Genomic DNA, 22875 nt, shown 5'->3' with positions numbered 1-22875 from the left:
GCACAACGAGGTGCCGCTAGTTGTGGAGCTGCGTGACGATGACCTCTGAATCCGGACAGTTGAGTACTGAACACACCGCGTCGAACACGGACCAGGCCCCCTTGTCCGAGAACGACGCGGATGGTGTTGAGCATGTGACCGATCTGGTGGAGCGAGCCGTACAAACGGCCCCGGAACTGGGCCACCTGCTACGCACCTACTACCGACACGTCCCCGCCGAGGAGATGGCCGGGGACGAACCCGCCGACCTCGTGGGAGCGCTCCGTTCCCACCACGAACTCGCCGCCCACAGGGCTCCCGGCCGCCCCTTGGTGCGGATCTTCAACCCCGAGCGTTCCGTCGACGGATGGCAGAGCCCCGCCACGGTGGTGCAGCTGGTCACCGACGACATGCCCTACCTCGTCGACTCGGTGATCGCCGAACTCACCAGGGCCGGAGCCCAGGTGCAGCGGGTCGTGCACCCGATCGTGATCGTGCGGCGGGATGTGGCCGGTGAGCTGCGTGAGGTCCTGGCCGACGCCGACCCCTCCGATCCTCCCGAGGACGCGCTGGCCGAGTCCTGGATGTTCCTCGAAATAGACCGGCTCCCCGAGTCCGCGCGGGTCCGTGAACTCGAACAGCGACTGTTGACCGTGCTCACGGACGTGCGAGAGGTCGTCGAGGACACCGACCGGATGCACGCCACCGCCCGCGGAATCGCAGACGCTCTGGAGCAGGACGCCCCGCCGCTCTCCGCCGAGCGGATCCGGGACGGGGCAGCACTGCTGCGCTGGCTGGCCGACGGGCACTTCGTGTTCCTGGGGTACCGCCACGACGAGGTGTCCGTGAACCCGGAGACCGGAGAGTCCGAACTGCGGGGGGTACTCGCCAGCGGTCTCGGTGTGCTGCGTTCCGACAGCAGCACCGCCCGGAGCCTCTCGGCGAGGACGGAAACCGAGTCCAACGCGGGGGACCTGCTCGTCCTCACCCAGGCGAACGCGGGTTCCCCGGTCCACCGGGCCGGACATCCCTTCTACGTGGGAGTGCGTACCTTCGACCGGGACGGCGTCGTGACCGGCGAACACCGTTTCATCGGCCTGTTCACCACCACGGCGCTGCACGAGAACGTCCTGGACATCCCGGTCATCGAACGACGCGCACGTGAGGTGATCCATCGGGCCGGTTTCCCGATGGAGTCCTTCTCCGGGCAGCGGATGCTGGAGGAGATCCAGAGCTATCCGCGTACCGAGCTGTTCGCGACCGATCCGGACACGCTGCTCGACATCATCACCGGGGTGCTGGCCCTGGCCGAGCGTCGCAAGCTCAAACCCTTCCTGCGTCGTGACCCCTACGGCAGGTTCTTCTCCTGCCTGGTGTATCTGCCCCGAGAGCGTTACACGACCCGGTCGAGGCTGGCGATGCAGGAGGTGCTGCTGGCGGAGCTGCACGGTACGGGGTTGGAGTACAGCACCAGGGTGGGGGAGTCCGCGCTGGCGCGGATCCACTTCGTCGTGCACACGCAACCCGGTAGCCGACTCGAACCGGATCTCAACCGGGTGCAGCGGCTGCTCAGCGAGGCCACCCGCACCTGGGAAGACGACATGGTCGACGAGGTCGACTCCGAACGCCGGGGCCACCGCAACGAAGCCAGGCGGGACGGGCGCGCGGTCTTCTTCGGCCCGGAGACGACCAGCGAGGAGGGGCAGCGCTACGCGGCGGCGTTCCCGGAGGCCTACAAGGAGGACTTCGACGCGGCCGAGGGGCTGGCCGACCTGCGCCGGTTGGAGGGGCTCTCCCGACCGGGTGAGTTGGCGATGTCGTTCTACACGCCCCGGGAGGGGCTGCCGGGTGACCGGCGGTTCAAGATGTTCCTCACCGAGCGGGTGACGCTGTCCCGGGTGCTTCCGGTGCTGCAGAGCATGGGGGTCGAGGTCGTCGACGAGCGTCCCTACGAGGTGTCCCCGGACGAGACGACCCGGCGGTGGATCTTCGACTTCGGACTGCGGCCTGAGCGCGATCTGGCAGAACAGTCCGGAGGGGCACGGCTCGACACCCTGCGGCAGCGTTTCGAGGAGGCCTTCCGGGCCGCCTGGCAGGGTGAGTCGGAGGTAGACAGGTTCAACTCCCTGGTACTGCGTGCCGGGCTGACCTGGCGTCAGGCCACCGTGCTGCGTGCCTACGCGAAGTACCTGCGTCAGGTCGGTGTCGCCTACAGCCAGGACTACATCGAGGACGCGCTGATCGCGCACGGTGACATCACGGTGCGGCTGGTCAGGCTGTTCGAGACCCGCTTCGACCCCGAGCTGTCCGACTCCGTCCGCGACTCCCACGAGCAGGAGCTCGTCGCCGCCCTGAACCGGTCGATCGACGAGGTGACGAGCCTGGACGCGGACAGGATCCTGCGGAACTACCTCAGTCTGATCCGCGCGACGCTGCGGACCAACCACTTCGTCCGGGACTCCGAGGCGAGCCCGCGTTCGTTCTGGTCGTTCAAACTGGAACCGCAGGAGATCCCCGGTCTGCCCGAGCCACGGCCGCAGTACGAGATCTTCGTGTACTCACCCCGCTTCGAGGGGGTCCACCTCAGGTTCGGCTCCGTTGCCCGTGGTGGGCTGCGCTGGTCCGACCGTCGGGAGGACTTCCGCACCGAGATCCTCGGGCTGGCCAAGGCCCAGGCCGTCAAGAACGCCGTGATCGCCCCGGTCGGAGCCAAGGGCGGTTTCGTACTGAAACGTCCGCCGGCTCCCACGGGGGATCCGGCGACGGACCGGGAGGCCACGCGTAACGAAGGTGTGGCCTGCTACCGGATGTTCATCTCGGCCATGCTCGACGTGACGGACAACCTCGTCGGTGGACGGGTCGTGGCTCCGAAGGGGGTCGTGCGCCACGACGGTGACGACACGTACCTGGTGGTGGCCGCGGACAAGGGCACCGCCACGTTCTCCGACATCGCCAACGAGGTGGCCGCCTCCTACGGTTTCTGGCTCGGCGACGCGTTCGCCTCCGGCGGTTCGGTGGGCTACGACCACAAGGCGATGGGGATCACGGCCAAAGGTGCCTGGGAGAGCGTCAAGAGGCACTTCCGCGAGCTGGACACCGACGTCCAACGTGACGACTTCACCGTGGTCGGTATCGGTGACATGGCCGGTGACGTGTTCGGCAACGGGATGCTGCTCTCCGAGCACGTCCGCCTGGTGGCGGCGTTCAACCACATGCACGTCTTCGTCGACCCCGACCCCGATCCCGCGGCGTCCTACGCCGAGCGCGCCCGGTTGTTCGAACTTCCCCGGTCCACCTGGGACGACTACGACCGCAGCGTGATCAGTGAGGGCGGGGGTGTCTGGCCGCGTTCGGCGAAGTCGATTCCGCTGAACCCGCGGATCCGTGCGGCGTTGGGCATCGACGAGAGCGTGTCCGCGCTGGCTCCGAGCGAGCTGATCAAGGCGATTCTGCGGGCTCCGGTGGACCTGTTGTGGAACGGCGGCATCGGCACCTACGTCAAGGCGAGCACCCAGACTCACGCCGAGGTCGGTGACAAGTCCAACGATCCCGTTCGGGTGGACGGGGCGGAACTCCGGGCGAAGGTGGTCGGCGAGGGCGGAAACCTCGGCATGACCCAGCTCGGCCGGATCGAGTTCGCCCGCGCGGGCGGTAAGGTGAACACCGACGCCCTGGACAACTCCGGTGGAGTCGACTGCTCCGACCACGAGGTCAACATCAAGATCCTGCTCGACCAGCTCGTCTCCGAGGGGCGGTTGGACCGCTCGCGGCGTGACCAGCTGCTGCGGGAGATGACCGACGAGGTCTCCGAGCTCGTGCTGGCCGACAACCAGCGGCAGAACGCCGTGTTGGGAACCTCGCGGGCGCACGCCGCCCAGATGGTCTCTGTGCACGCCAGGCAGGTGGCCGAGCTGGAGAAACGCTCCGGGTTGGATCGTGAGCTGGAGGCCCTGCCGAGTCCCCAGCAGTTCCGGGAGCTGGAGAAGGCCGGGCAGGGGTTGACCTCGCCGGAGCTGGCCACCCTGATGGGGCACGTCAAACTGGCGTTGAAACAGGACGTGCTGGCCAGCGACCTGCCGGACACGGAGTCCTTCGCGGTCCGGCTTCCCGAGTACTTCCCGGCTCCCCTGCGGGAGCACTATGCGGACGCGGTGCGACACCATCCGCTGCGGCGGGAGATCACGACCACGTTGCTGGTCAACGAGGTCGTCGACGGGGCTGGTATCTCCTACGCCTACCGGCTGTTGGAGGAGATGAGCGCCGAGACGACCGACGCGGTGCGGGCCTTCGAGGTCGTGACCGCCGTCTACGACCTGCCGGGACTGTGGGGCGAGATCGAGCGGCTGCACGGCGTGGTGCCCAGCGAGGTGGTCGACTCCATGATGCTGGAGACCCGCAGGCTGCTGGACCGGGCCTCCCGGTGGCTGCTGTCGAACCGTCCTCAGCCACTGGCCATCAGCGCCGAGATACACCGTTTTCGTCCGGTCGTGGTGGAACTGTCCGAGTCCGTCTGGGACATGGTCCAGGGCAAGGCGGCCGAGAACGCCGCGAAGAAGGCGAACGAGCTGGTCGAACGGGGAGTGCCCGAGAAGCTGGCGCGGCGTATCGGGACGTTGCTGGACACCTTCGCCCTGCTGGACATCACCGAGATCACCGAGTTGGCCGAACGTGAGGCCGGGGGCTCGACCGAACGCAGTCCCCGGGAGAGTGCCGAGCTCTACTTCGCCCTGTCGGAGTATCTCGACATGGAACGGATGCTGGTTTCGGTCGGCGAGCTGGAACGGGGTAACCGCTGGCACGCGTTGGCCCGACTGGCGTTGCGGGACGACCTGTACACCTCGCTGCGGGCGATAGCGGTGGACGTGCTGCGCAGTGGCGACCCGGGTGAGCCTCCGGAGGACAAGATCGCCCACTGGGAGGCGGCCAACGCCTCTCGAATCGGTCGTGCGCGCTCCTCCCTGGAGGAGATCAAGCAGGCCGGTAGGCAGGATCTGGCCACGCTCTCGGTGGCCGCCAGGCAGTTGCGCAGCATGGTGCGTTGATCCGCGGGGCCGACGCGGTGACGGAGGACTCGTCGGGTGCGGTGTCCGTAGCGTGACGGAGTACCGTGGGTCACCCGGACGGGTGTGTCACGCACCGCGTCGGCCCTGTCGGCGGCCCGACCCTTGGAGGAGAGGAAAAGGTGGGAGCCTTCGTCACCGAGGTACCGCTGCGTTGGTCCGATATGGACGCTTTCGGCCACGTCAACCACGCCAGAACCGTCACGCTGCTGGAGGAGGCCCGGGCGAGTCTGCTGTTCACCGAGGCGGAGCGCCGGGGGCACGCGGGCATGTCCGAGGGGTTGGTGGTGGCCAGGCTGTCGGTCGACTACCGCGCTCCGGTGGACTACCGGATGGGACGTGTCCGGGTGAGTCTCACGCTGCGTGAGCTGCGGCGTTCCTCGTTCGTGGTGGACTACACGGTGGCGGCCGGCGGCAAGGAGGTGGTGACCACGGCGGAGACGCTCATGGTGCCCTACGACCTGCGGGCCGGACGACCGCGCCGGCTGACCGAGGGGGAGTACTCCTTCCTGGAAGAATGGGTACGCGAACCGGCCGCCCCCGACGAGGAGCGTCGAATTGCCTGAGCTGCGGATGTCACGCTCGGTGGAACGGGACGACCTGAGCGCTTTCGTCGCCCGCGCCGTACGCCTGGACGAGCAGGCGGTGATCCGCCTGCGTACCAGGGCCGACGGACGGTTGGACGCGTGGTCGGCGACCCCGTTCGACGCGTTGTGCACCCGATCGGTCCAGGGCGAGGTCGAGCCCGGCGACGTGAGCGTGTCCGGCAACGAACTGCTCGCCGCGTTGACGGTGTCGAACGGTCCCGTGATGGATCCCGGCCCGGAGCGTGATCTGCTGTGGCGCTCCGAGCTCCCTCCTCCCGAGGGGTGGCGTCACGTGGATGACCTCCCCGCCAGAGTGGTGGGTGAGGTGGCCGAACGGGGAGTCGGGGTCGCTCGGGAGAACGTCGGTCCCAAGGGGACCCCGCCGGCTTCGCTGATGGACCAGGAGGTGTTCACCGTCAGCGGCGCCGGTCTGCGGGTGACAGTGCCGCTGCGGTGTTTGTTCGTCCTGACGGGGATGGGTTTCCTGGTCAGTGACCCCTCGGAGGACGAGGTGGTTCGGGTCAGTGCCACCGAGTCGTGGCTGCGCATCGACTCCCGTTTCGGTGCGGTGGTACGGCGCAGGAGGGCGCTGCTGCCACTGTTGACCTGATCCCGTCTTTCGCACGTGCTTCCGTGCGGTGTTCCCGCGTGGACACCGTGTGTCCGAGAATCGGGGTGTGTACGGCTATCCCTCCATGCCGGAAAGCCCGGACGCGTTGCGCATGAGTCGTTCCTTCCGGGAGGCTTTCCGACTGCCCGGGCCGCTGAGCGGTGCGTTGTTTCTGCTGTTGCGGACGTGGTGGCTTTTCCCGCTGGCCGCGTTCGTGGTGGTCCCCTTCAACGCCGTGAGCTGGGCCGTGAGCTGTCGCCTCGGAATGTGTCGACGGGTCGGTCTGCGGGACGGGTTGCTGCGGGTCGACGAGGGAAGCTGGGTGGACGTCTGGAGCCGGGTGATACGGGCGATGCTCGTGATGCCCGCGCGGATCGCGGTGATAGCGGTCAGCGTGGCTGCTCTGGCCTGGGTCTGTGCCGGCTACCGGGCCGTTCCGCGTCGGGTGTGGCACCTGTTGAGCAGGCGCTGGGCCGGGTTGTGCGGCTTCGGACTGGTTCTGGTGGTGCTTCCCGCGGTGCTCACGGCCCTGCCGCTGTACTTTCTCCAACTGCGGGCGGCTCCGGTGCTGTCCGAGGAGGCCCCGGTCTCCTCGGGCGGACTCGTGCTGATCCTGGTGCTGTCGGTGGGCGTGATACTCGGCTCCCTGGTCGGGATCGTCTCCGGGGTGTTCGCCAGCGTGGCCGTCGTTCCCTTCACCGTGCGACGTTCCGGGGCCCGGGAGGCGTTGCGCGGGGTGGTGCACATGGTGTTGCGCCGGGTGCTCCCCACCCTGGTCACGGTGTCCGTGGCGCTGACGTTTCCCACGGTGGTGGCTTCCGTGTCGGAGACCGTGGTCAGTGGAGGCGCCGAAGCCGGCTGGTTCGACAACGTGATGCGGGACTCGTCGACTGCCGTGCTGTCGTTGCCGGTCGTGGCGGCGATGTACTTCACCCGTTATCTGGACCTGTCCCGCCACACCGACGGCTACGACCTCGCGGGGTTGACCGCTGATCTTCGCGGGAGCGCCGCCCCGCATGGTTCCGAGGAGGACACCTCATCCGGTCGTGAGGGGGCGGAAGCGCGTTCAGACCAGCCACACGGCGGTGTTCGGGGGTAGTCGATCGCCGGTGTCGAGGGGGGAGCTGCACAGCACGATCTCTCCCGGAGGTGCCGGTACCGATGTGGACGAGGTGTTCAACGCACAGGTGAGCTTCCCACGGTCGTGTCGGAAGGCCAGACACCCTCGGGGTGCCCCGTACCAGCGGATCGGTGCCAGTGTGGCCAGCTCGTAGGAGCGGCGTAGCTCCATGGCGTTGCGGTGCAGCGACAGGGTGGAGTCCGGGTCCTCGAGCTGGGTCTCCACCGTGCTGGACGCCCAACTGGGGGGCGTGGGCCACCAGCCGGCGGGGGCCGAGGAGAAACCGAAAGGGGGTTCGGAACCCTCCCAGGGGATCATGCCCCGCACCGGGTGGCTGCTGGTCCGGTCCGGGCGCTCGGATTCGGGTAAGCCCAGCTCGGTTCCGTTGTCCACTCCAGCCACGCCGGGAAGGGCGAACTGGACGAGTGCCATGGCACGGGCGCGGGCCAGCCCGGTGGCACCGCCACCGAAACGCGTGGTCGGCCTCGGGTGGTCCCAGTTGGACAGGGTCCACACCGGTGTGCTCCCGACGTTGCCGCTGTCGTTGAGCACCGTGTCGATGACCTGGCGGATCCGTAAGGCCTCGAAGGGGGTGGTGCTGAAGCGGTCGTCCACCCCCAGGTCCAGTTCCACCAGGGGTCCGCTCGCGGTGTGCCAGTGCTGCACGAGTCCACCGATCGGTACGATGCGGGACTCACCGAGGCACTGGCGTGCCAGACGCAGTATCGCGTGGGTGTTCTCGTCGACGGGTCCGGTGATGCCGGGGGTGGAGGCCACTCTGAACCCGTCGATGCCGTGTGTCGTCCAGTAACGCAGTGTCGCGCCCAGTTCCTCCACCCCACGTGGATCGGTCGGAACGGAGCCGTCCACGGCCAGATCCAGCACGATTCCGATGCCTGCCTCGTGGGCTTCCGCGACCAGCGTCTCCAGCGCCTCGACGGTTCCGACGAGAGGGTCCACGTCGCGCCCCTGTCCCGCCCTCCCCACCGGGGAGGCGATCACACCGGTCAGCCAGACGGCCTCGATCCCGATCAGCTCCAGATAACCGAGCCGGTGACGGACTCCTTCGAGATCGCCGATCCCGTCCGCGTCGGAGTCGTTGAACGCACGGGTGTCGACGCGGTAGAAAATCCGGTTCCGCCACCATCCCGGAGAGGTCGCGGGAGGGTGGCGGTTCGAGTCGGTCAAGTGCACAGCGGCCATCCTGTCAAGGACGAGGAGAACCGGATGAGGTGTGATGTTCCCACGATCGAGTGGATCTTGAATCGACCACGTGGGTAACGATTCTTTCGGGAACTCGTTCCCGTTCCGATTCTCCGTGGTGTGTCGTCGCGAACCGCCCGCGATGCGACGTTTCTCCTTTCCCACCCGGGCGGAATTCGTGTGCCCGTCCTCCGGAGCGCCGTGGTGCGCGGGTGCCTTCGTGTCTCGTTGGGGTTCCCACCCGCCTGACGGGGGGCGTGACGTGCCTCCTCCTCGGAACCGAGGGGGTGCGTGCTCAGCCCGTGCTCAGCCAGGCGGCCGTGTCGGCCGGTAGTTGTCCCTCCTCCAGCGGGGCACTGGACAGCAGTACCTCTCCGGGAGGCAGTGGGACGGGGTGGGCGGAGGTGTTCAGCGCGCAGGTCAGTCCCCGCGAGCCCCGTCGGAAAGCCAGGCATCCCGGCGGCGCCCCGTACCACTCCACCTCGTCCTCGGCGAACAACTCGGGGGGCACGGAGTCCTCACCGGCGATGGAGGCCCTCCGAAGCTCCAGCGCCCTACGATACAACGACAGTGTCGAGTCCGCGCTCTCCAACTGTGCCTCGATCGTGAGCCCGTCCCAGTCCTGTGGGGCGGGCAGACACGAGTCCACGGCCTCGCTGAAGCCGAACGGGGGAGCCGTACCTTCCCATGGCATGGGGACCCGTGCCCCGAGCAGCTCCTGGGTGGGCATCTCGGTCTCGTCCCCGACGACCTCGGGGAGCCCGAGTTCCTCGCCGCTGTCTATGCACACGACGCCGGGGAGGGCGAGCAGCACGAGGGCCATGGCGTGGGCGCGTGCGCGCCCGAGCCGTCCACCTCCGAAGCGGGTCACCTGCCGGGGGAAATGGCGTCCGGAGACGAGCCATCCGGGACGGGTGTCGAACTCCCTGCACGCGGCCAGCTCCTTGCCGACGGCCTCGCGGATGCTGCCCGCCTCGAAGTCCGTCTCGGCCAGCGTCCGGTTGAAGTCGACGTCCCACACGCCGCGACTGGCGCGTTGCTCCTCCACGAACGAGCTGATCAGCCGGTTGGAGTCGTCCGCCAACGCGGCCCTGATGGCCCTGGTCGTCTCCGGGTCCGGACCGCCGGTGTCTGACTCCGGCGGTGTTCCGCGTTGGGAGAGGGCCAGTCGGAAACCGTCGACTCCCAGGTCGTTCCAGAAACGAAGCGTCCGCACCAGCTCCTGTTGGGAACGTGGCTGTCGAAGGTCGGCCACGTCCACACCGATATCGAGAGTGATCCGCAGGTCGCAATCGTGTGCTGCCGATGTCAGCCGTTCGAATGACTCCAGCACGGAGGCGGCCTGGCGTGGATCACCGATGTTGGGCCCCATGCCCGTCATCGCCACGCCGGTCAGCCATATCGTGTCGATGCCGATCAGTTCCAGGTAACCGAGTCGGTGACGCATCCCGTCCAGGTCCCCGACGCCGTCGGCGTCCGAGTCGGCGAACAGGCGGACGTCGACCGCGTAGTGAGTCGCGCTCCACCACCAAGGGGGACGAGATCCGGTGACATGGTTCTGTTCGGTCCAGCGGCGCACAGTGGTCATCCCCTTACTGCGTCCGATTCCCGGCCCGGTGGGCAAGACGGGCACGGTGTCGATGCGCTCAGACGGTGCCTGGTCGATCATTGGACCACGCGTGTGGTTACCGGGCTACGACGAGATCCGGTCCGGGCTTGTACCGGTGTCGACGTCGGCCGATGATGTCCTGTCCCGTGGGGGAGGACGATCTCGTGGTGGGGGAGGGGCGAGGGGCGGGGCACGCCACCGCCGCCACGGTCCTTCCCGGAAAGGACCGTGTGACGTGACGGGGGTGCTCCCTCACGGAGGAGCGGGAATCCGTCGGTCGTGTCCGTACGGGGCCCTGCGGTTCAGAACCAGGAGTTGACCATGCTGTGCGCGGCCATCTCGAAGTAGCGCCAGAGACGGTCGCGCTGTTCGTCGGTGAGCTCGACCTCGTCCAGGGCGATACGCATGCACCGTAACCAGGCGTCCCGTTCGGCCAGGCCGATCTTGAAGGGCGCGTGACGCATACGCAGCCGGGGGTGTCCCCGCTGTTCGGAGTAGGTCTGCGGACCTCCCCAGTACTGCATGAGGAACAGACGGAGCCGTTCCTCGGCGCCGCTGAGATCCTCCTCCGGGTACAGCGGGCGCAGCAGCTCGTCCTCGGCCACTTCCCGGTAGAAGCGGGCCACGAGGGCGCGGAAGGTGGCCTCGCCGCCGACCTGGTCGTAGAAGGTTTCCGGAGTGCTCACGTGCCCTCCTCGCGAGGCTGTCGACGTCACTGCTGCTCATCCGAGTCTGGCATCAGACGTCCCGCAGGATAAGGCGGTTTGATGCCCGCTTCGTCATAGGCCCGTTTGATCTCGGCGTGGAGCAGACGTTGTACGGCCCACTGCTGTCCGGGACGGACCTTCGCGGTCAACCGCAACGTGATCGTATCCGACGTGATCTGGTTGATGCCGAGCATCTCCGGCGGGGTCAGCACGTCCCCGGCGAGGGGTTCGCGCTGCGCCGCCGCGGCGGCGACGGACTCGGCGACCTCCTGGGCGCGGCGGATGTCGCTGCTGTGCGCGATCGGCAGGTCCACCACGGCCACCGCGTAGCCCTGGCTGGAGTTGCCGACCCGCAGGATCTCCCCGTTGCGCACGTACCACACGGTTCCGTTGACGTCGCGGAGGGTGGTCACCCTCAGCCCCACCGTCTCCACGGTGCCGGTGGCCTCTCCCAGGTCGACCCAGTCGCCGACCCCGTACTGGTCCTCGACCATCATGAACATGCCGGACAGGAAGTCCCGGACCAGGTTCTGCGCGCCGAAGCCGAGTGCCACGCCCACGACTCCGGCGGAGGCGATCAGGGGTGCCAGGTCGACCCCGAACTCCTGAAGGACGTAGATGGCCGCGAATCCGAAGATCACGAAGCTGACCACGGACTTCAGGACGGAACCGAGCGTTCTGGCGCGTTGGCTGCGCTGCTCGGCCAGGGTCTCACCGGAGACCGAGTCGCCGTGTCGTTCCCGCAGTGGTTGCAGCAGTTTGGGGGCGGTGCCGTTGGTGCGGCTGAGTCGGGTGATGACTCTGTGCAGCACATAGCGCAGCAGGAACGCCAGAACCGTGATCAGCAGGATCTTCAGCGGAGTGATGATCAGCAGTTTGGAGTAGTTGGCCAACCACGCGTTGCCGGTCCAGTCGAGGACGGTTCTGCACCACTGACTGGCGTCGTCGGAACACTGGGACTGCGCTAGTGGTAACGCGTTCATGGTCTCGGGGCTCCATGCGGACGCTGGGAACTGCCTTGTGCCTACGGCGCGGGCCCTCCGAGGACGTGGCCGCGGCGATCCGCTCGACTGCCGGTTCCGGCAGGCGCGGTCGACCATCCTCGTCCGCTTCGTGAACGCCCCGCCGTCCACGACGCGCCGGTGGGTGTTTGTGGCAGAACACCCACCTCGACCGCTCTGGTTCACGGACCGGGCCGGTGACCTCGGCAGAAACAGGAGGGGCTCGGCCGCCGTCCCCACGGTACGCGACCCCGACAGGGGGGAGTACCGCGCCTCGGGTGTCCCCCGGCGGCGGATGCTCCTTCTCGGCGAGGGACACCGACCGGTCGGGACGGTCGGGCATTGATCGATTCGGTGGCCGTGGTTTCCGACCGATTAACCGGATGTTGTTTCCGAATTGGGTTTGACCCCTCGGGTGCGGCACGGATCACACGTGCGTTCCGGGCGGGTTTTGTGTTCGACTGTTCTCGGCAGACGGTGGAGGTGGTCGAGTGCCCGACCGAAAACCGATTCCGTGCGGTGCTCCGTCGCCGGCACCCTACCGAGGGGGTGCACGTGCCGGGGGCCGCAGGCGCGGACACGTGCCGTCGACCTCGGCCGAGCGTTCCGAGGGCGTGGGGACGTGGTCGAAGCGACGTGTGCTGCTGCTCAACGCGACTTTCGAGCCGTTGACCGCTCTGCCGTTGCGCAGGGCCATCGTGTTGCTCGTCTGCGGCAAGGCCGAGGTCGTCCACGGCGATTCGGCGGGGTCCACCTGGAACTCGGCCTCGCACAGCATCGAGGTCCCCTCGGTCATCAGGCTCAGCAAGTTCGTCCGGGTTCCGTACCGTGGGAGGGTGCCGCTGTCCCGGCCGGCGTTGATGATGCGGGACAACCACCGGTGCGTGTACTGCGGTGTTCGGGCCGAGACCATCGACCACGTGGTGCCTCGGAGCAGGGGCGGTTCCCACACCTGGGAGAACTGCGTGGCGTGTTGTACGAAATGCAACCGGCGTAAGGCGGATCACACCCTGAGTGAGCTGGGATGGTCCCTGCCGGAGACCCCGCGGGCTCCCCGCGGCAGGCACTGGAGACTGCTGGCCGGATCCACCGACCCTGATCCGCTGTGGCTTCCTTACCTGGGAGAAACCGCCTCCCCCTAGTGGACGGGGCCACGTGGTGGCCGGGCGGTGTCCCTCGCCGGCGTGTGGGGGTTGGCCGGTGGCCGTCGTCGGAGCACGGCGGGAAGTGTCCGGTTGCGGAGCCCGTCCCTTTTTCCGTCGTCTGTTTTCCGTTCCGCCGAGTGCGAGCTGATTCGTACTCCACACCGGGAGCTGATCCGTACGCCGTGGCGGAGGTGTGTTCCGGTGCGCTCCCGAGAAGTCGGAGCTGTCCCGAACAGCGATTCATGCTTACACGTTTCGTGTTTGATCGATTCATAAGTGTCATCTGGAAGAGTGATTTTTTCGTGTGTTTCGCAGGTTCCCTGACGCATCCTTGTCGCCTTTCGTGGTCGGAACTGCTCATGTCGTGGATCAGTTCGGCTGTGCAAGATCCATACAGGTGAAATCTAGAATCGACAACTGTCCGATACAAGCCACCAACTCACCCCTGCGTGTGATTGCTCGACGCGACTCCGGCGTGTGTCAGAGGAGGGGGCGGAAAATGAAATGAAAAAGATTCATATGCCTGGAGGGGTGTGCGGCACGGGGGCGGGACCGGCCCCTCCCACCGCGGCGGCGCCCGCGCGTTAGCCAGGTAGTGGACCATCCCCCACGGGGATCGGATACCGTGCTGGTGTGACTGTCCTGCAGACCGTACTCTTCCTGGCCGTGATCCCGGCGGCCGTCTACGGACTCGTCATGCTGCTCGTACTGTGGCCGAGACTGGTCCGTTCACGCCGACGGGCGAATCAGCAGTGGGACTTCCCCCCGGTGCTGTGGGTAGCCAATCCGGCGGGTGTGAGTCCGAGCAGCCCACTGTCCGAGGACGCGGAAGCCGCGCCGGGCTCCGAATCCGGCACCGCGAGGGGAGGCGCTCGTGGCAACTGGTGAGATGGCCGAGACGTCGAGGAACACGGATCCGGGCGAGCTGGAGCCGGGCCAGGCGCTCACCGCCGGTGGACGGCTGTCCATCGCGCGGCGTGTCGAACCCGAGCGCCCCAAACTGCCGTTCACGCCCGGTCAACTCGCCAGGCTGGACGAGGCGCTCACGCTGTCGACCCGTACGACCGGCCTGGAGTTCGCCGTGTACCTCGGTGACCTCGGAGAGGACACCCGCGAGCGGGCCGAACAGATACACGCCGAGCTCGGGCACCGCGCCCCCAGCGGAGTGTTGATCGCGGTCTCGCCGGCCCAACGGAAGGTGGAGGTCGTCACCGGTGAGTACTCCCACCGGCGTGTTCCGGACCGCGCCTGCAACCTCGCCGTGATGAACATGGTCGCCTCCTTCAAGGAGGGCGACCTCATCGAGGGACTGATCAGTGCTTTGCGGATGCTCTCGGACACGGCCGGCACCGACTTCGAGTCCGGTCACGAGTGATCACCGGCATTGAGCCCGGTGGGCGGCGTGCTCGGAGAGCTTCCGGGTGAGGCGGGCTGTTCCGGCGGTGTCGGACCCGCCGAACACGGGCACCTCGTTCACAGCAGCCCGAAGTTCTGGAAGTGGCGGAACATCTCGTAGGCCGAGTGGGTGGCGGCCACCGCTCCCAGCTGGCGTGCCTGGTCGGCGTGCTGAACCTGTCCGCGCTGTGTTCCGAAGACGATCACCGGTATCTCCATCCCGAGATCACGGAGTTCGCGCAACAGGGTCAGGCCGGCGTCGTTGCGCCACCGACCGTCCTCCCGCCGGGCCATGTCCGTGACGACGAGCCGGTACGGCCTCTCGGAGATCTCGGCCACCGCCTCGGATGTGGTGGCCGTGATGGTGACACGCACCCCGTTGTTCCGGAGTTGCTCCACCAACAGCGCGTGGCTCTGGGCCCGGTCGGTCACCCACAGCACCGCGAAGGGTTCGGCGCCGCTCGGGGCCCGCACCGGTGGGAAGTGCTCCGTCCCCACCGGTTCCTCCCCCGGGGGCCGCGCTCCCTGGGGGGAAAGCTCCTCCTCGGGCAGCGGCTGCGCGGGCCCGGTGGAGCCGACCGCCTCCCCGGAACTGCGGTCCTGTGCGTCGAGACGCTCGTTCAGCACGCTGAGCTGACGCTGCAGGTCCTGGATCATCTCGTTCTGCTGGTCGTTCAGCTCGTGGAAGGTCAGCCGCTGGCCACCTATTTCGAAGTCGAGCTCCCGCCTTTCGGCGGTGCGCAACACCCGTCCGATGGCCCGACGGAACATCAGGAACAGCAACAGGGTGATCAGTGGCCACATCAGGGTGGCGATCGCGGTGATCAGCTCGGGCATGGGCGGCTCCACGGCACGGTGGACGTTCCGTGGGCGCAACCCTACGCCCGGTGATCGTCTCCCCGAGAGGGATCGCCGGAGGCACCACTCCAAAGGAGGTACGGTGCCTCCGGCGACCGAGGGTCAGGAACGGTCACACTCCCTGGCGGCCAGCGCGCGGACCACACCCGCCTTCCCCTCGGAGACCAGTCGGCGCAGGGCGGGAGGGTGCTCCTCGGCCAGCCAGGCGTCGGCGGCCCGGACGGTTTCCTCGTCCACCGACCAGGACGGGAACAGCCCGATCACCGTCGGCTGGGCGCGTTCGCTGGAGCGCCGCCGCCAGACGTCGTCGATCTCGGCGAAGTAGCGCTCCACGTAGGGGGTGAGCAGGTGCTGCTGCGCCGGGTGCTGGAAGCCGGAGATGATCGCCTCGTTGATCGCGTTGGGAAGCTCGTCGTCGTGCACGGCGCGCTGCCAGGCACGTTCCTTGGCCTCGGCGGTGGGGATCAGCGCGCGGGCGCGTTCCGCTCGCCTCCTGCCGGTGGCCGTGGGATCGGCGGCGAACTCCTCGTCGATCTCGTCCTCCCCGGCGGCGCCGTGTGCCACCAGGGCCTGCAGCAGTTGCCAGCGCAGGTCCGCGTCCACCACGAGACCGTCGAGCGGGACGGTTCCGTCCAGCCACCCACGCAGCACCGTCAACGTGTCCTCGTCGAGTCGCGCACCGACGAGCGCGTTGACGAAGGCGAGCTGGTGGTCCGATCCGGGCTCGGCGGCGCGGGCCAGTTCGAGCAGTCGGCCGGTGTAACGCCGCCAGCCCTCCGGCTGCCAGTCCGGGTCGCTGTAGGAGCCCAGCGCGGTTCTGGCCTGGAGCAGGACACGCTGTACCACTCCGATCTCGGCCTCGGCTCCGATTCCGTTCGCGGTGTTCCTGCCGACGACGAGGTCGACGAAGTCCCGCGGCCGCATCTCGGCGTCGCGGGTCATCTCCCAGGCCGTGGACCAGCACAGGGCGCGTGGCAGCGAGTCGTCGACATCGGCGATCCGCTCCACCAGGGTGTCCAGTGACCTCTGGTCCAGCCGCATCGAGCAGTAGGTGAGGTCGTCGTCGTTGACCAGCACCAGTTTGCCGCTCGGTACTCCGCGGAGCTCGTCGACCTCGGTGCGCTGACCGGATACGTCCAGTTCACTGCGGTGGGTGCGAACGAGTTTGCCGGAGTCCGGGTCCTCGTCGTAGACGCCGACCGCGAGTCGGTGGGTGCGGTACTCACCCGCTCCCGGCGTGGCGGGCCCCTGCACCACGGCGAAGTGGCTGAAGCGTCCCCGCTCGTCGGTGTCGAACTCGGGGCGCATCGAGTTCAGCCCCGTGGTCTCCAGCCACTGTGCGCTCCACCAGGACAGGTCCCGTCCCGAGGCCTCCTCCAGGGCGGTGAGCAGGTCGGAGAGTTCGGCGTTACCCCAGGCGTGGCGGTCGAAGTAGATCTTCAGTCCCCGCAGGAAGTTGTCGAGACCGACGTAGGAGACCAGCTGTTTGAGCACCGAGGCGCCCTTGGCGTAGGTGATGCCGTCGAAGTTGACCTCCACGGCCTGCAGGTCCACGATGTCGGCCGCCACGGGGTGGGTGGAGGGCAGCTGGTCCTGGCGGTAGGCCCAGGACTTCTCCACGTTGGCGAAGGTGGTCCAGGCGTGGGTGTACTCGGTGGCCGAGGACTGGGCCAGCACGCTCGCCCACGTGGCGAATGACTCGTTGAGCCACAGGTCGTCCCACCACCGCATCGTGACGAGATCGCCGAACCACATGTGGGCCATCTCGTGCAGCACCGTCTCCGCACGGCGCTCGTAGAGGTAGCCGGTGACCCTGGAGCGGAAGACGTAGTCCTCCAGGAAGGTCACGCACCCCGCGTTCTCCATCGCACCGGCGTTGAACTCGGGCACGAAGCACTGGTCGTACTTGGCGAAGGGGTACGGCACGCCGAAGGCCCGCTGGTAGAAACCGAATCCCTGCTTGGTCTCGGTGAACAGCCGTTCGGGGTCGAAGTACTCGGCCAGGGAGGCCCGGCAGTACAGGCCGAGCGGGATCTCCCCCTCCGGTCCGTTGTAGACGTCGCGCCACTCCGCGTAGGGACCGGCGACCAGGGCGACCAGGTAGGTGGAGAGCGGGGGAGTGGGCCGGAAGACGTGCGTGCTGCTGCCTCCGGCGGAGGCGGTGATCTCCCCGGGGGAGTTCGAGATGACTTTCCAGCCGTCCGGGGCCGTGACGGTCAGCCGGAAGCTCGCCTTGAGGTCGGGCTGGTCGAAGCAGGCGAACATCCGCTTGGCGTCGGCGGTCTCGAACTGGCTGTACAGGTACACCCCGCCGTCGACGGGGTCGACGAACCGGTGCAGTCCTTCGCCGGTGTTGGTGTACTCGCACTCGGCGTCGACGACGAGTTCGTTCTGCTCGGCGAGATCGGGCAGGGTGATGCCCTTCTCCTCGTCGTAGTCGGAGAGGTCCAGCTCCACGCCGTTGAGCACGGCACTGTGCACCCGTGCCGCCATCAGATCGATCCAGGTGGAATTACCCGGGCGGGTGGTGGTGAACCTCACGGTGGTCTTCGAGCCGAAGACCTCCACGTCGTCACCGCCCGCGCCGTCGGACAGGTCCAGCTCGATCTCGTAGGACTGGACCGCCAGCACCTCGGCGCGTTCGCTCGCCTGTTGACGGGTCAGGTTCGGCGGAGCCACGGATCACCTCGTCAGTAGTCGTGGGAAAGGCTGCAAGGGCGTTCGAACGCCCGAACCAGAGTCAATCATGCTGTTCGCCGGGCGTGCAGGCGGTGTGTGGCGGGGGCGGTGACGGTTCTCCGGCGCGGAGGACGGTTTCGTCGGAGGGGAGTGGAACCCGTTTCCGTTCCTCCGGCGGTGGACGAGCCGGGAACATCGCGCGTCCGTGTGTGGTTGACCCGGTGGGACAGGAAATCTCCCCCTGTCGGGGGACAACCACGGAGGTGCGTTCATGGCCACTGCCGAGCGGAGCGACCGCCCGGAGGTCTACTTCTATTTCGATCCGGTCTGCCCGTTCGCCTGGGTGTCCTCCCGGTGGATGCTCGAAGTCGAGCAGGTCCGGGACATAGACCTGCGTTTCCGCGTCATGAGTCTGGCCGTGCTCAACTCGGGCCGCGAGGTGGGAGAAGAGTACAAGCAGTTGCTGGACAAGGCGTGGAAACCGGTCCGGGTGACGATCGCCGCCGCCGAGAACCACGGCAACGAGGTACTGGCACCGTTGTACACCGCCATGGGGACGCGTTTCCATGACAAGGGATACAAGGACTTCGATCAGGTGATTTCGGAGTCGCTGGCCGAGGTCGGCCTTCCCGCGAACCTGGCCGAGGCGGGGGACAGCGACGAGTACGACGAACAGCTGCGTGCCAGCCACCACGCGGGTATGGATCCGGTGGGCGACGAGGTCGGCACGCCGACCATCCACGTGGACGGGGTGGCCTTCTTCGGGCCGATCACCACGCGGATTCCGCGGGGGGAGCAGGCGGGCGAGCTGTTCGACGCCGCACGGACCCTGGCGGGCTACCCGTACTTCTTCGAGCTCAAGCGGACCAGGACCGAGGATCCCCGGTTCGACTGACAGCCCGTCTTCGCCGCGGACGCGTCCACCCCCGTGTCCGCGGAAGGCGGTCCTCGGAAGACCGCGCATCCTCGTCCACGCCCGACCCACCGGGGCCGGGCGAAGGGATCGGTGGCGGGGTCACCCGCCGCCGACCCGGCTCAGGGCGGCGCGGACGGTCTCCTCCGGGTACGGTCCGCGCGCGACGGCCTCCCGCTCACCGAGTTCTCCGCGGGAGACGCCCGCGCACAGCTCGGCGAGGGAACGCAGTTCCGTGTGCTGCCGCGCGGCCTGTTCCGGAGACATCGGATCCCCGTGGCCGGGGACGAACAGCTCGTCGGAGTGCCCCAGCACCTGCTCGAGAGAGTCGGGCCAGCGCAGCGGGTGGGCGTCCTCGAAGTCGGGGCAGGCGCCGTTCTCGAGCAGGTCGCCCACGAAGGAGACCGCGGCGTCCTCCACCCGGACCACCAGGTCGTGGTCGGTGTGTCCCGGCCCCGGATGGAAGAGGCGCACCGTCCGTCCTCCCAGGTCGAGCAGCACCGGTTCGTCCACGGAACGGTCGGGGAACTCGAGCGCGGTCTCGGCCAGCGCGGCGGCCGTCTCCGCCTCGCCCACGGCGCGGTAGTGCCTCGTCCAGGCCTCGCGCTGGAGCTCCGCCGTGGCGGTGAGGTGTGCGGTGAAGTCCACGTGGGACCAGACCGGTACCGGGGTGAACGCGGTGGTACCGAAACAGTGGTCGAAGTGGGCGTGGGTGAGCACCACCTGGGTGGGCAGCCGGGTGAGGCCGCGCACCGCCTCGGCGAGCTCCGCTCCCTGCCGGCGGTCGCCGCGTGTGTCGATCACCAGCGCCCGCTCGTCGCCCAGCACCAGGCCCACGGTCAGATCCAGTTCGGCGTAGCGCCGAACCAGCACTCCCGGGCACAGTTCCCTCCAGTGACCGGTTCCTCCGGAGTCCACGGTGACAGCCATCCCCTCTGTTCACGGTGCCGTGCGCGCGGGCGTCCTCGCGACGTCCTTCGTAGTTCTGTGTGGTCACCGGCGACTGAACACGCCGGCGCGCAGCCGTGGGGCGGTCGCGCTCACGTCCGCCAGGCAGGCCAGTTCCACGTCCTGTCCGTAGCCCCACTCGACGAGTTCGCGTCCGGACTCGCAGCCGCGCAGCTCTCCGCGCAGGTCGCTCACGTTCCGATAGCTCCGCGCGACCGTCTCGGCCTCCACCGACCTGCTGCCCACCTCGGCAGGCAACGCCGAGATGACCGCTCCCGCCCCCAATACGTCCTCCACGGCGAACCGGAGGGTGTGCTCTCCGCGTCGTTCGCCGGCGGCGACCACACCGACGGGTCCGTTGCGCGCGGCCGCACCGGCGGCCCCGGCCACCGCACTCGCGTTCCGCAGACAGCCGGCGAAGACGATCGCGCCGAGCTCGGCGGCGACCGAGCACAGGCGGGCCCCGTTCGGGGAGGGCAACCCGATCAGGGCGCCCTCGGCGACGTCGCTCAGCGTGGAGGGACTCAGCGAGTGGTCGCTCTCCCCGCGAGGCCCCGCGAGGACCGCGCCGGCCGCTTCCGCCGCCTGACGGGCCCTGTCGTCCTCCTGGGGCAGCGGTAACACGTGCGCGCCGGCGCCGGTGGCCATGTCCACCGCCGTGGCGAAGGAGAGCACGTCCACCACGACCAGCACGGCGCATTCCCGCCCGAGTCTTCGTAATCCGTCGATCCCCCAGTCGAAACGCACCGCGTGACCGGACTGTACGAAGGACGCGTTCGAACGCTCCTGCCTCATGTCTACCCCCTGACCGGGTGACGGGTCCGTGCGAAACGGTTTGGCACACTACAAGAGTGCGCGTCTATCTTGGTTCCGATCACGCCGGTTTCGACCTGAAGACCCGTTTGAACGAACGACTGACCAACCTCGGCTACGAGGTGGTCGACGTGGGACCCTCCGTCTACGACGCGGAGGACGACTATCCGCCGTTCTGTGTGGAGACCGCCCGCCGGGTGGTCGCCGACGCCGGGAGTCTGGGGCTGGTCATCGGCGGTTCCGGAAACGGCGAGCAGATCGCCGCGAACAAGGTTCCGGGTGCCCGGGCCGCTCTGGTGTGGAACGAGGAGACCGCCGAACTGGCCAGGCGGCACAACAACGCGCTGGTGGCCGGGATCGGGGCCCGGATGCACGAGGCCACCGAGATCGAACGGTTCGTGGACGTGTTCCTGACCACGGAGTTCGAGGGAGGGCGGCACCAGCGCCGCATCGACATGCTGTCCGACTACGAACGCAGCGGCCAAGCCCCCGCCCTTCCCCAGCAGTGAGCTCCCGGGGGAACCGGCCTGCGCGACCTCGACTGCGGGATGCCGGTTCCTCCGTGTGTTCCGACGGAGTCCGTCCTTCGTCTCCGAGAGAACGCGATTGGTTGGTGTCGTTGCCGTGCCGGAGGGACACGTACTCCACGGACTCGCCCGGCTGCACCGACGGCGTTTCGCGGGAAAGCCGGTCGAGGTGCACAGCCCCCAGGGGCGGTTCACCGCTGCCGAGGTACTGAACGGCGCGGTTTTCGAGACCGCCGAGGCACACGGGAAACACCTCTGGCACTTCTACGACTCCGACCGTGTGGTGCACGTTCACCTGGGGCTGTACGGAACGTTCACCGAGTCCCCCGTGCCCCTCGAACAGCCCCGGGGCAAGGTACGGATGCGGATCGTGGGCCCCACCCACGGCACGGATCTGCGTGGTCCCGCCGCCTGCGAGATGCTCACTCCGGAGGAGGTCGCCGCACAGCGGGACCGGCTCGGTCCCGATCCGTTGCGGGAGGACGCCGATCCCGACCGCGCGTGGGAGAGGATCAGCCGTTCCCGTTCCACCGTGGCCGCGCTACTGATGGACCAGTCCGTGCTCGCCGGTGTGGGCAACGCCTACCGCGCCGAGGTGCTGTTCCGCCACGGAGTTCCGCCCCGTCTGCCGGGCAGGTCGCTGCCCCGGGACACGTGGGAGGCGATCTGGCGGGACCTGGTGGTACTGATGTCGCAGGGGCTGCGTACCGGGCGGATCGACACCGTGCGGCACGAGCACTCCCCGGAGGTGACCGGTCGGCTGCCCCGTCGGGACCGGCACGGCGGCGAGGTCTACGTCTACCGCCGGGGTGCCAGCCCGTGTCTGGTGTGCGGGACCCCGGTTTCCGTGGCCCGGTTGCACGGACGCAATCTCTACTGGTGCCCCCACTGTCAGGCGGACTGACCGGAGGACTCCACCCGGCGGGAGGTCGTGGCGGTGCGTGCGGACCAGCTCTCGACCACCGAGGGTCCCCTCCCCGCCGGGTACCGGAGTGACTCCGCCCGCCCGGCTCAGCCGGCCAGCTCCACCTCACCGAGCACGGACCACTCGGTGCCCGAGTGGTCCCGGTAGAGCCGCACCAGCGCTATGCCGGGCACGGTCAGGGTGACCGGCTCGACCTGGGTCGCCTCCAGCGTCGCCTTGGCGAACACGGCCGGTCCGTCGGCCGTGGCGTAGGCCAGACTCACGTGGCGGTCGATCTCCTCCGGTTCCTCCGGAGGCTGCGTTCCCAGCACCTCGGCGGTGGCCTCCCGCAGGCGGCCACGCAGGTCCGTGAGGGTGGCCTGGGGCTCGGCGGGCAGGGCCAGCGACTCGGAGAGGACGACTCCGCCGTGGAAGGACAGGGAGAGCGGGGCGAAGGAGGACAGGCGCTGTCGGGCGGCCTCCAGCAGCGCCTCGACCCGCCCCTGGGGGGCCTGTTCGTAACCGCCGCTTTCCTGCAGCAGGATGTGCATCCACTCCAGCGGAACCGGGTCGAATCCAGGAAGGTCACGCAGCGAGTACTGGTACTGGTTGGCCAATCCGCGCAGTTCGGGACTGTTGCCCAGCGGAAGCAGCCAGGCCAGTGTGCTCTCCTCCGGACGCGTCCCGTTCCCCCGGGGAACGTGTTTGCGGACCTGGTCGGCGTGTGCCATGTCGTTCACTCCCGGATAGTGCACCGTCGATCGAGGCGGGCCCGAGACGGTAACGGCTGTTCCGACGCGGGGACCGGCCCCGCGTC

The 22875-nt window shown here is 68.2% G+C and carries 19 protein-coding genes; 10 read left to right on the top strand and 9 right to left on the bottom strand.

Annotation, left to right across the window (positions count from 1 at the left end):
* Positions 1–38: 38 nt before the first annotated feature.
* From ACTMO_RS0112940 to ACTMO_RS0112925, 4 genes are all read left to right on the top strand, one after another.
* Entirely contained in the window at positions 39–5021 is a 4983-nt protein-coding gene (locus tag ACTMO_RS0112940) for an NAD-glutamate dehydrogenase domain-containing protein (protein WP_084792126.1), read from the top strand.
* Positions 5022–5161: 140 nt separating this feature from the next.
* On the top strand, positions 5162–5605 hold the full coding sequence (locus ACTMO_RS0112935; RefSeq protein ID WP_019855114.1) for an acyl-CoA thioesterase: 444 nt from the start codon (positions 5162–5164) through the stop codon (positions 5603–5605).
* Positions 5598–6236 (top strand): DUF8010 domain-containing protein, encoded by a 639-nt coding sequence (locus ACTMO_RS0112930; RefSeq protein WP_026449194.1) that lies wholly within the window; start codon positions 5598–5600, stop codon positions 6234–6236. The genes ACTMO_RS0112935 and ACTMO_RS0112930 overlap by 8 nt, the downstream gene beginning before the upstream one ends.
* 67 nt (positions 6237–6303) lie before the next feature.
* The gene (locus ACTMO_RS0112925) at positions 6304–7335 is read left to right on the top strand and encodes a hypothetical protein (protein ID WP_019855112.1); all 1032 of its coding nucleotides are present in this window, start codon (positions 6304–6306) and stop codon (positions 7333–7335) included.
* Here the strand turns inward: ACTMO_RS0112925 and ACTMO_RS0112920 are convergent.
* The 4 genes from ACTMO_RS0112920 to ACTMO_RS0112900 form a co-directional block, all read right to left on the bottom strand.
* Entirely contained in the window at positions 7303–8559 is a 1257-nt protein-coding gene (locus ACTMO_RS0112920) for an alpha-amylase family glycosyl hydrolase (protein ID WP_084792125.1), read from the bottom strand. The two genes, ACTMO_RS0112925 and ACTMO_RS0112920, sit on opposite strands and share 33 nt — an antisense overlap.
* 295 nt (positions 8560–8854) lie before the next feature.
* The gene (locus tag ACTMO_RS0112915; protein ID WP_033401929.1) at positions 8855–10147 is read right to left on the bottom strand and encodes an alpha-amylase family glycosyl hydrolase; all 1293 of its coding nucleotides are present in this window, start codon (positions 10145–10147) and stop codon (positions 8855–8857) included.
* Positions 10148–10470: 323 nt separating this feature from the next.
* The gene (locus ACTMO_RS0112905) at positions 10471–10854 is read right to left on the bottom strand and encodes a globin (RefSeq protein WP_019855108.1); all 384 of its coding nucleotides are present in this window, start codon (positions 10852–10854) and stop codon (positions 10471–10473) included.
* 26 nt (positions 10855–10880) lie between these two features.
* Positions 10881–11858: a mechanosensitive ion channel family protein gene (locus ACTMO_RS0112900; RefSeq protein WP_019855107.1), complete on the bottom strand. Its 978-nt coding sequence runs from the start codon at positions 11856–11858 to the stop codon at positions 10881–10883.
* Positions 11859–12457: 599 nt separating this feature from the next.
* Between ACTMO_RS0112900 and ACTMO_RS0112895 the strand changes: the two genes are divergently transcribed.
* The 3 genes from ACTMO_RS0112895 to ACTMO_RS0112885 all read left to right on the top strand — a co-directional run bounded on the left by ACTMO_RS0112895 (position 12458) and on the right by ACTMO_RS0112885 (position 14396).
* Positions 12458–13018 (top strand): HNH endonuclease, encoded by a 561-nt coding sequence (locus tag ACTMO_RS0112895; protein ID WP_019855106.1) that lies wholly within the window; start codon positions 12458–12460, stop codon positions 13016–13018.
* 636 nt (positions 13019–13654) lie between these two features.
* On the top strand, positions 13655–13909 hold the full coding sequence (gene ctaJ / locus ACTMO_RS0112890; protein ID WP_019855105.1) for an aa3-type cytochrome oxidase subunit CtaJ: 255 nt from the start codon (positions 13655–13657) through the stop codon (positions 13907–13909).
* A 1-nt stretch (position 13910) separates the two neighbouring features.
* Positions 13911–14396: a DUF5130 family protein gene (locus ACTMO_RS0112885; protein WP_019855104.1), complete on the top strand. Its 486-nt coding sequence runs from the start codon at positions 13911–13913 to the stop codon at positions 14394–14396.
* 98 nt (positions 14397–14494) lie between these two features.
* Here ACTMO_RS0112885 and ACTMO_RS0112875 read toward each other — a convergent pair whose 3' ends face one another.
* Positions 14495–15253 carry a response regulator gene (locus tag ACTMO_RS0112875; protein WP_019855102.1) on the bottom strand — a complete coding sequence of 253 codons (759 nt, stop codon included), beginning with the start codon at positions 15251–15253 and terminating at the stop codon, positions 14495–14497.
* Between the two features lie 123 nt (positions 15254–15376).
* Positions 15377–17953 (bottom strand): aminopeptidase N, encoded by a 2577-nt coding sequence (gene pepN / locus ACTMO_RS0112870; protein ID WP_019855101.1) that lies wholly within the window; start codon positions 17951–17953, stop codon positions 15377–15379.
* A gap of 271 nt (positions 17954–18224) precedes the next feature.
* On the opposite strand from pepN, the gene ACTMO_RS0112865 reads away from it, so the two are divergent.
* Complete coding sequence (locus tag ACTMO_RS0112865) at positions 18225–18848, top strand: mycothiol-dependent nitroreductase Rv2466c family protein (protein WP_019855100.1); 624 nt, start codon at positions 18225–18227, stop codon at positions 18846–18848.
* 120 nt (positions 18849–18968) lie between these two features.
* On the opposite strand, the gene ACTMO_RS0112860 is transcribed toward ACTMO_RS0112865, so the two are convergent.
* Both ACTMO_RS0112860 and ACTMO_RS0112855 read right to left on the bottom strand, forming a co-directional pair.
* Positions 18969–19796, bottom strand: coding sequence for an MBL fold metallo-hydrolase (locus tag ACTMO_RS0112860; RefSeq protein WP_019855099.1), 828 nt, complete (start codon positions 19794–19796; stop codon positions 18969–18971).
* 63 nt (positions 19797–19859) lie between these two features.
* The gene (locus ACTMO_RS0112855; RefSeq protein ID WP_019855098.1) at positions 19860–20609 is read right to left on the bottom strand and encodes a 2-phosphosulfolactate phosphatase; all 750 of its coding nucleotides are present in this window, start codon (positions 20607–20609) and stop codon (positions 19860–19862) included.
* 56 nt (positions 20610–20665) lie between these two features.
* Between ACTMO_RS0112855 and ACTMO_RS0112850 the strand changes: the two genes are divergently transcribed.
* Positions 20666–21136 (top strand): ribose-5-phosphate isomerase, encoded by a 471-nt coding sequence (locus ACTMO_RS0112850; RefSeq protein WP_019855097.1) that lies wholly within the window; start codon positions 20666–20668, stop codon positions 21134–21136.
* Between the two features lie 115 nt (positions 21137–21251).
* Positions 21252–22058, top strand: a complete 807-nt coding sequence (locus ACTMO_RS0112845) for a zinc finger domain-containing protein (protein ID WP_019855096.1) — start codon at positions 21252–21254, stop codon at positions 22056–22058.
* Positions 22059–22165: 107 nt separating this feature from the next.
* Here the strand turns inward: ACTMO_RS0112845 and ACTMO_RS0112840 are convergent, their stop codons facing one another.
* A complete protein-coding gene (locus ACTMO_RS0112840; RefSeq protein ID WP_026449191.1) occupies positions 22166–22789 on the bottom strand; it encodes a 2'-5' RNA ligase family protein in 624 nt (207 codons plus the stop codon).
* Between the last annotated feature and the right edge of the window lie 86 nt (positions 22790–22875).

The organism is Actinopolyspora mortivallis DSM 44261, from assembly GCF_000384035.1.
GTDB lineage: Bacteria > Actinomycetota > Actinomycetes > Mycobacteriales > Pseudonocardiaceae > Actinopolyspora > Actinopolyspora mortivallis.
The sequence above is the reverse complement of the archived record's forward strand: the minus strand, read 5'-3'. Positions and strand labels throughout refer to the sequence as shown.

Bases quoted from the DNA above. Each gene is read 5' to 3' on its own strand.
- ACTMO_RS0112840 (WP_026449191.1), bottom strand. From the start codon at position 22,789: ATGGCACACGCCGACCAGGTCCGCAAACACGTTCCCCGGGGGAACGGG.
- ACTMO_RS0112860 (WP_019855099.1), bottom strand. From the start codon at position 19,796: ATGGCTGTCACCGTGGACTCCGGAGGAACCGGTCACTGGAGGGAACTG.
- ACTMO_RS0112855 (WP_019855098.1), bottom strand. From the start codon at position 20,609: ATGAGGCAGGAGCGTTCGAACGCGTCCTTCGTACAGTCCGGTCACGCG.
- ACTMO_RS0112940 (WP_084792126.1), top strand. From the start codon at position 39: ATGACCTCTGAATCCGGACAGTTGAGTACTGAACACACCGCGTCGAAC.
- ACTMO_RS0112900 (WP_019855107.1), bottom strand. From the start codon at position 11,858: ATGAACGCGTTACCACTAGCGCAGTCCCAGTGTTCCGACGACGCCAGT.
- ACTMO_RS0112915 (WP_033401929.1), bottom strand. From the start codon at position 10,147: ATGACCACTGTGCGCCGCTGGACCGAACAGAACCATGTCACCGGATCT.
- ACTMO_RS0112865 (WP_019855100.1), top strand. From the start codon at position 18,225: ATGGCCACTGCCGAGCGGAGCGACCGCCCGGAGGTCTACTTCTATTTC.
- ACTMO_RS0112920 (WP_084792125.1), bottom strand. From the start codon at position 8,559: ATGGCCGCTGTGCACTTGACCGACTCGAACCGCCACCCTCCCGCGACC.
- ACTMO_RS0112885 (WP_019855104.1), top strand. From the start codon at position 13,911: ATGGCCGAGACGTCGAGGAACACGGATCCGGGCGAGCTGGAGCCGGGC.
- ACTMO_RS0112875 (WP_019855102.1), bottom strand. From the start codon at position 15,253: ATGCCCGAGCTGATCACCGCGATCGCCACCCTGATGTGGCCACTGATC.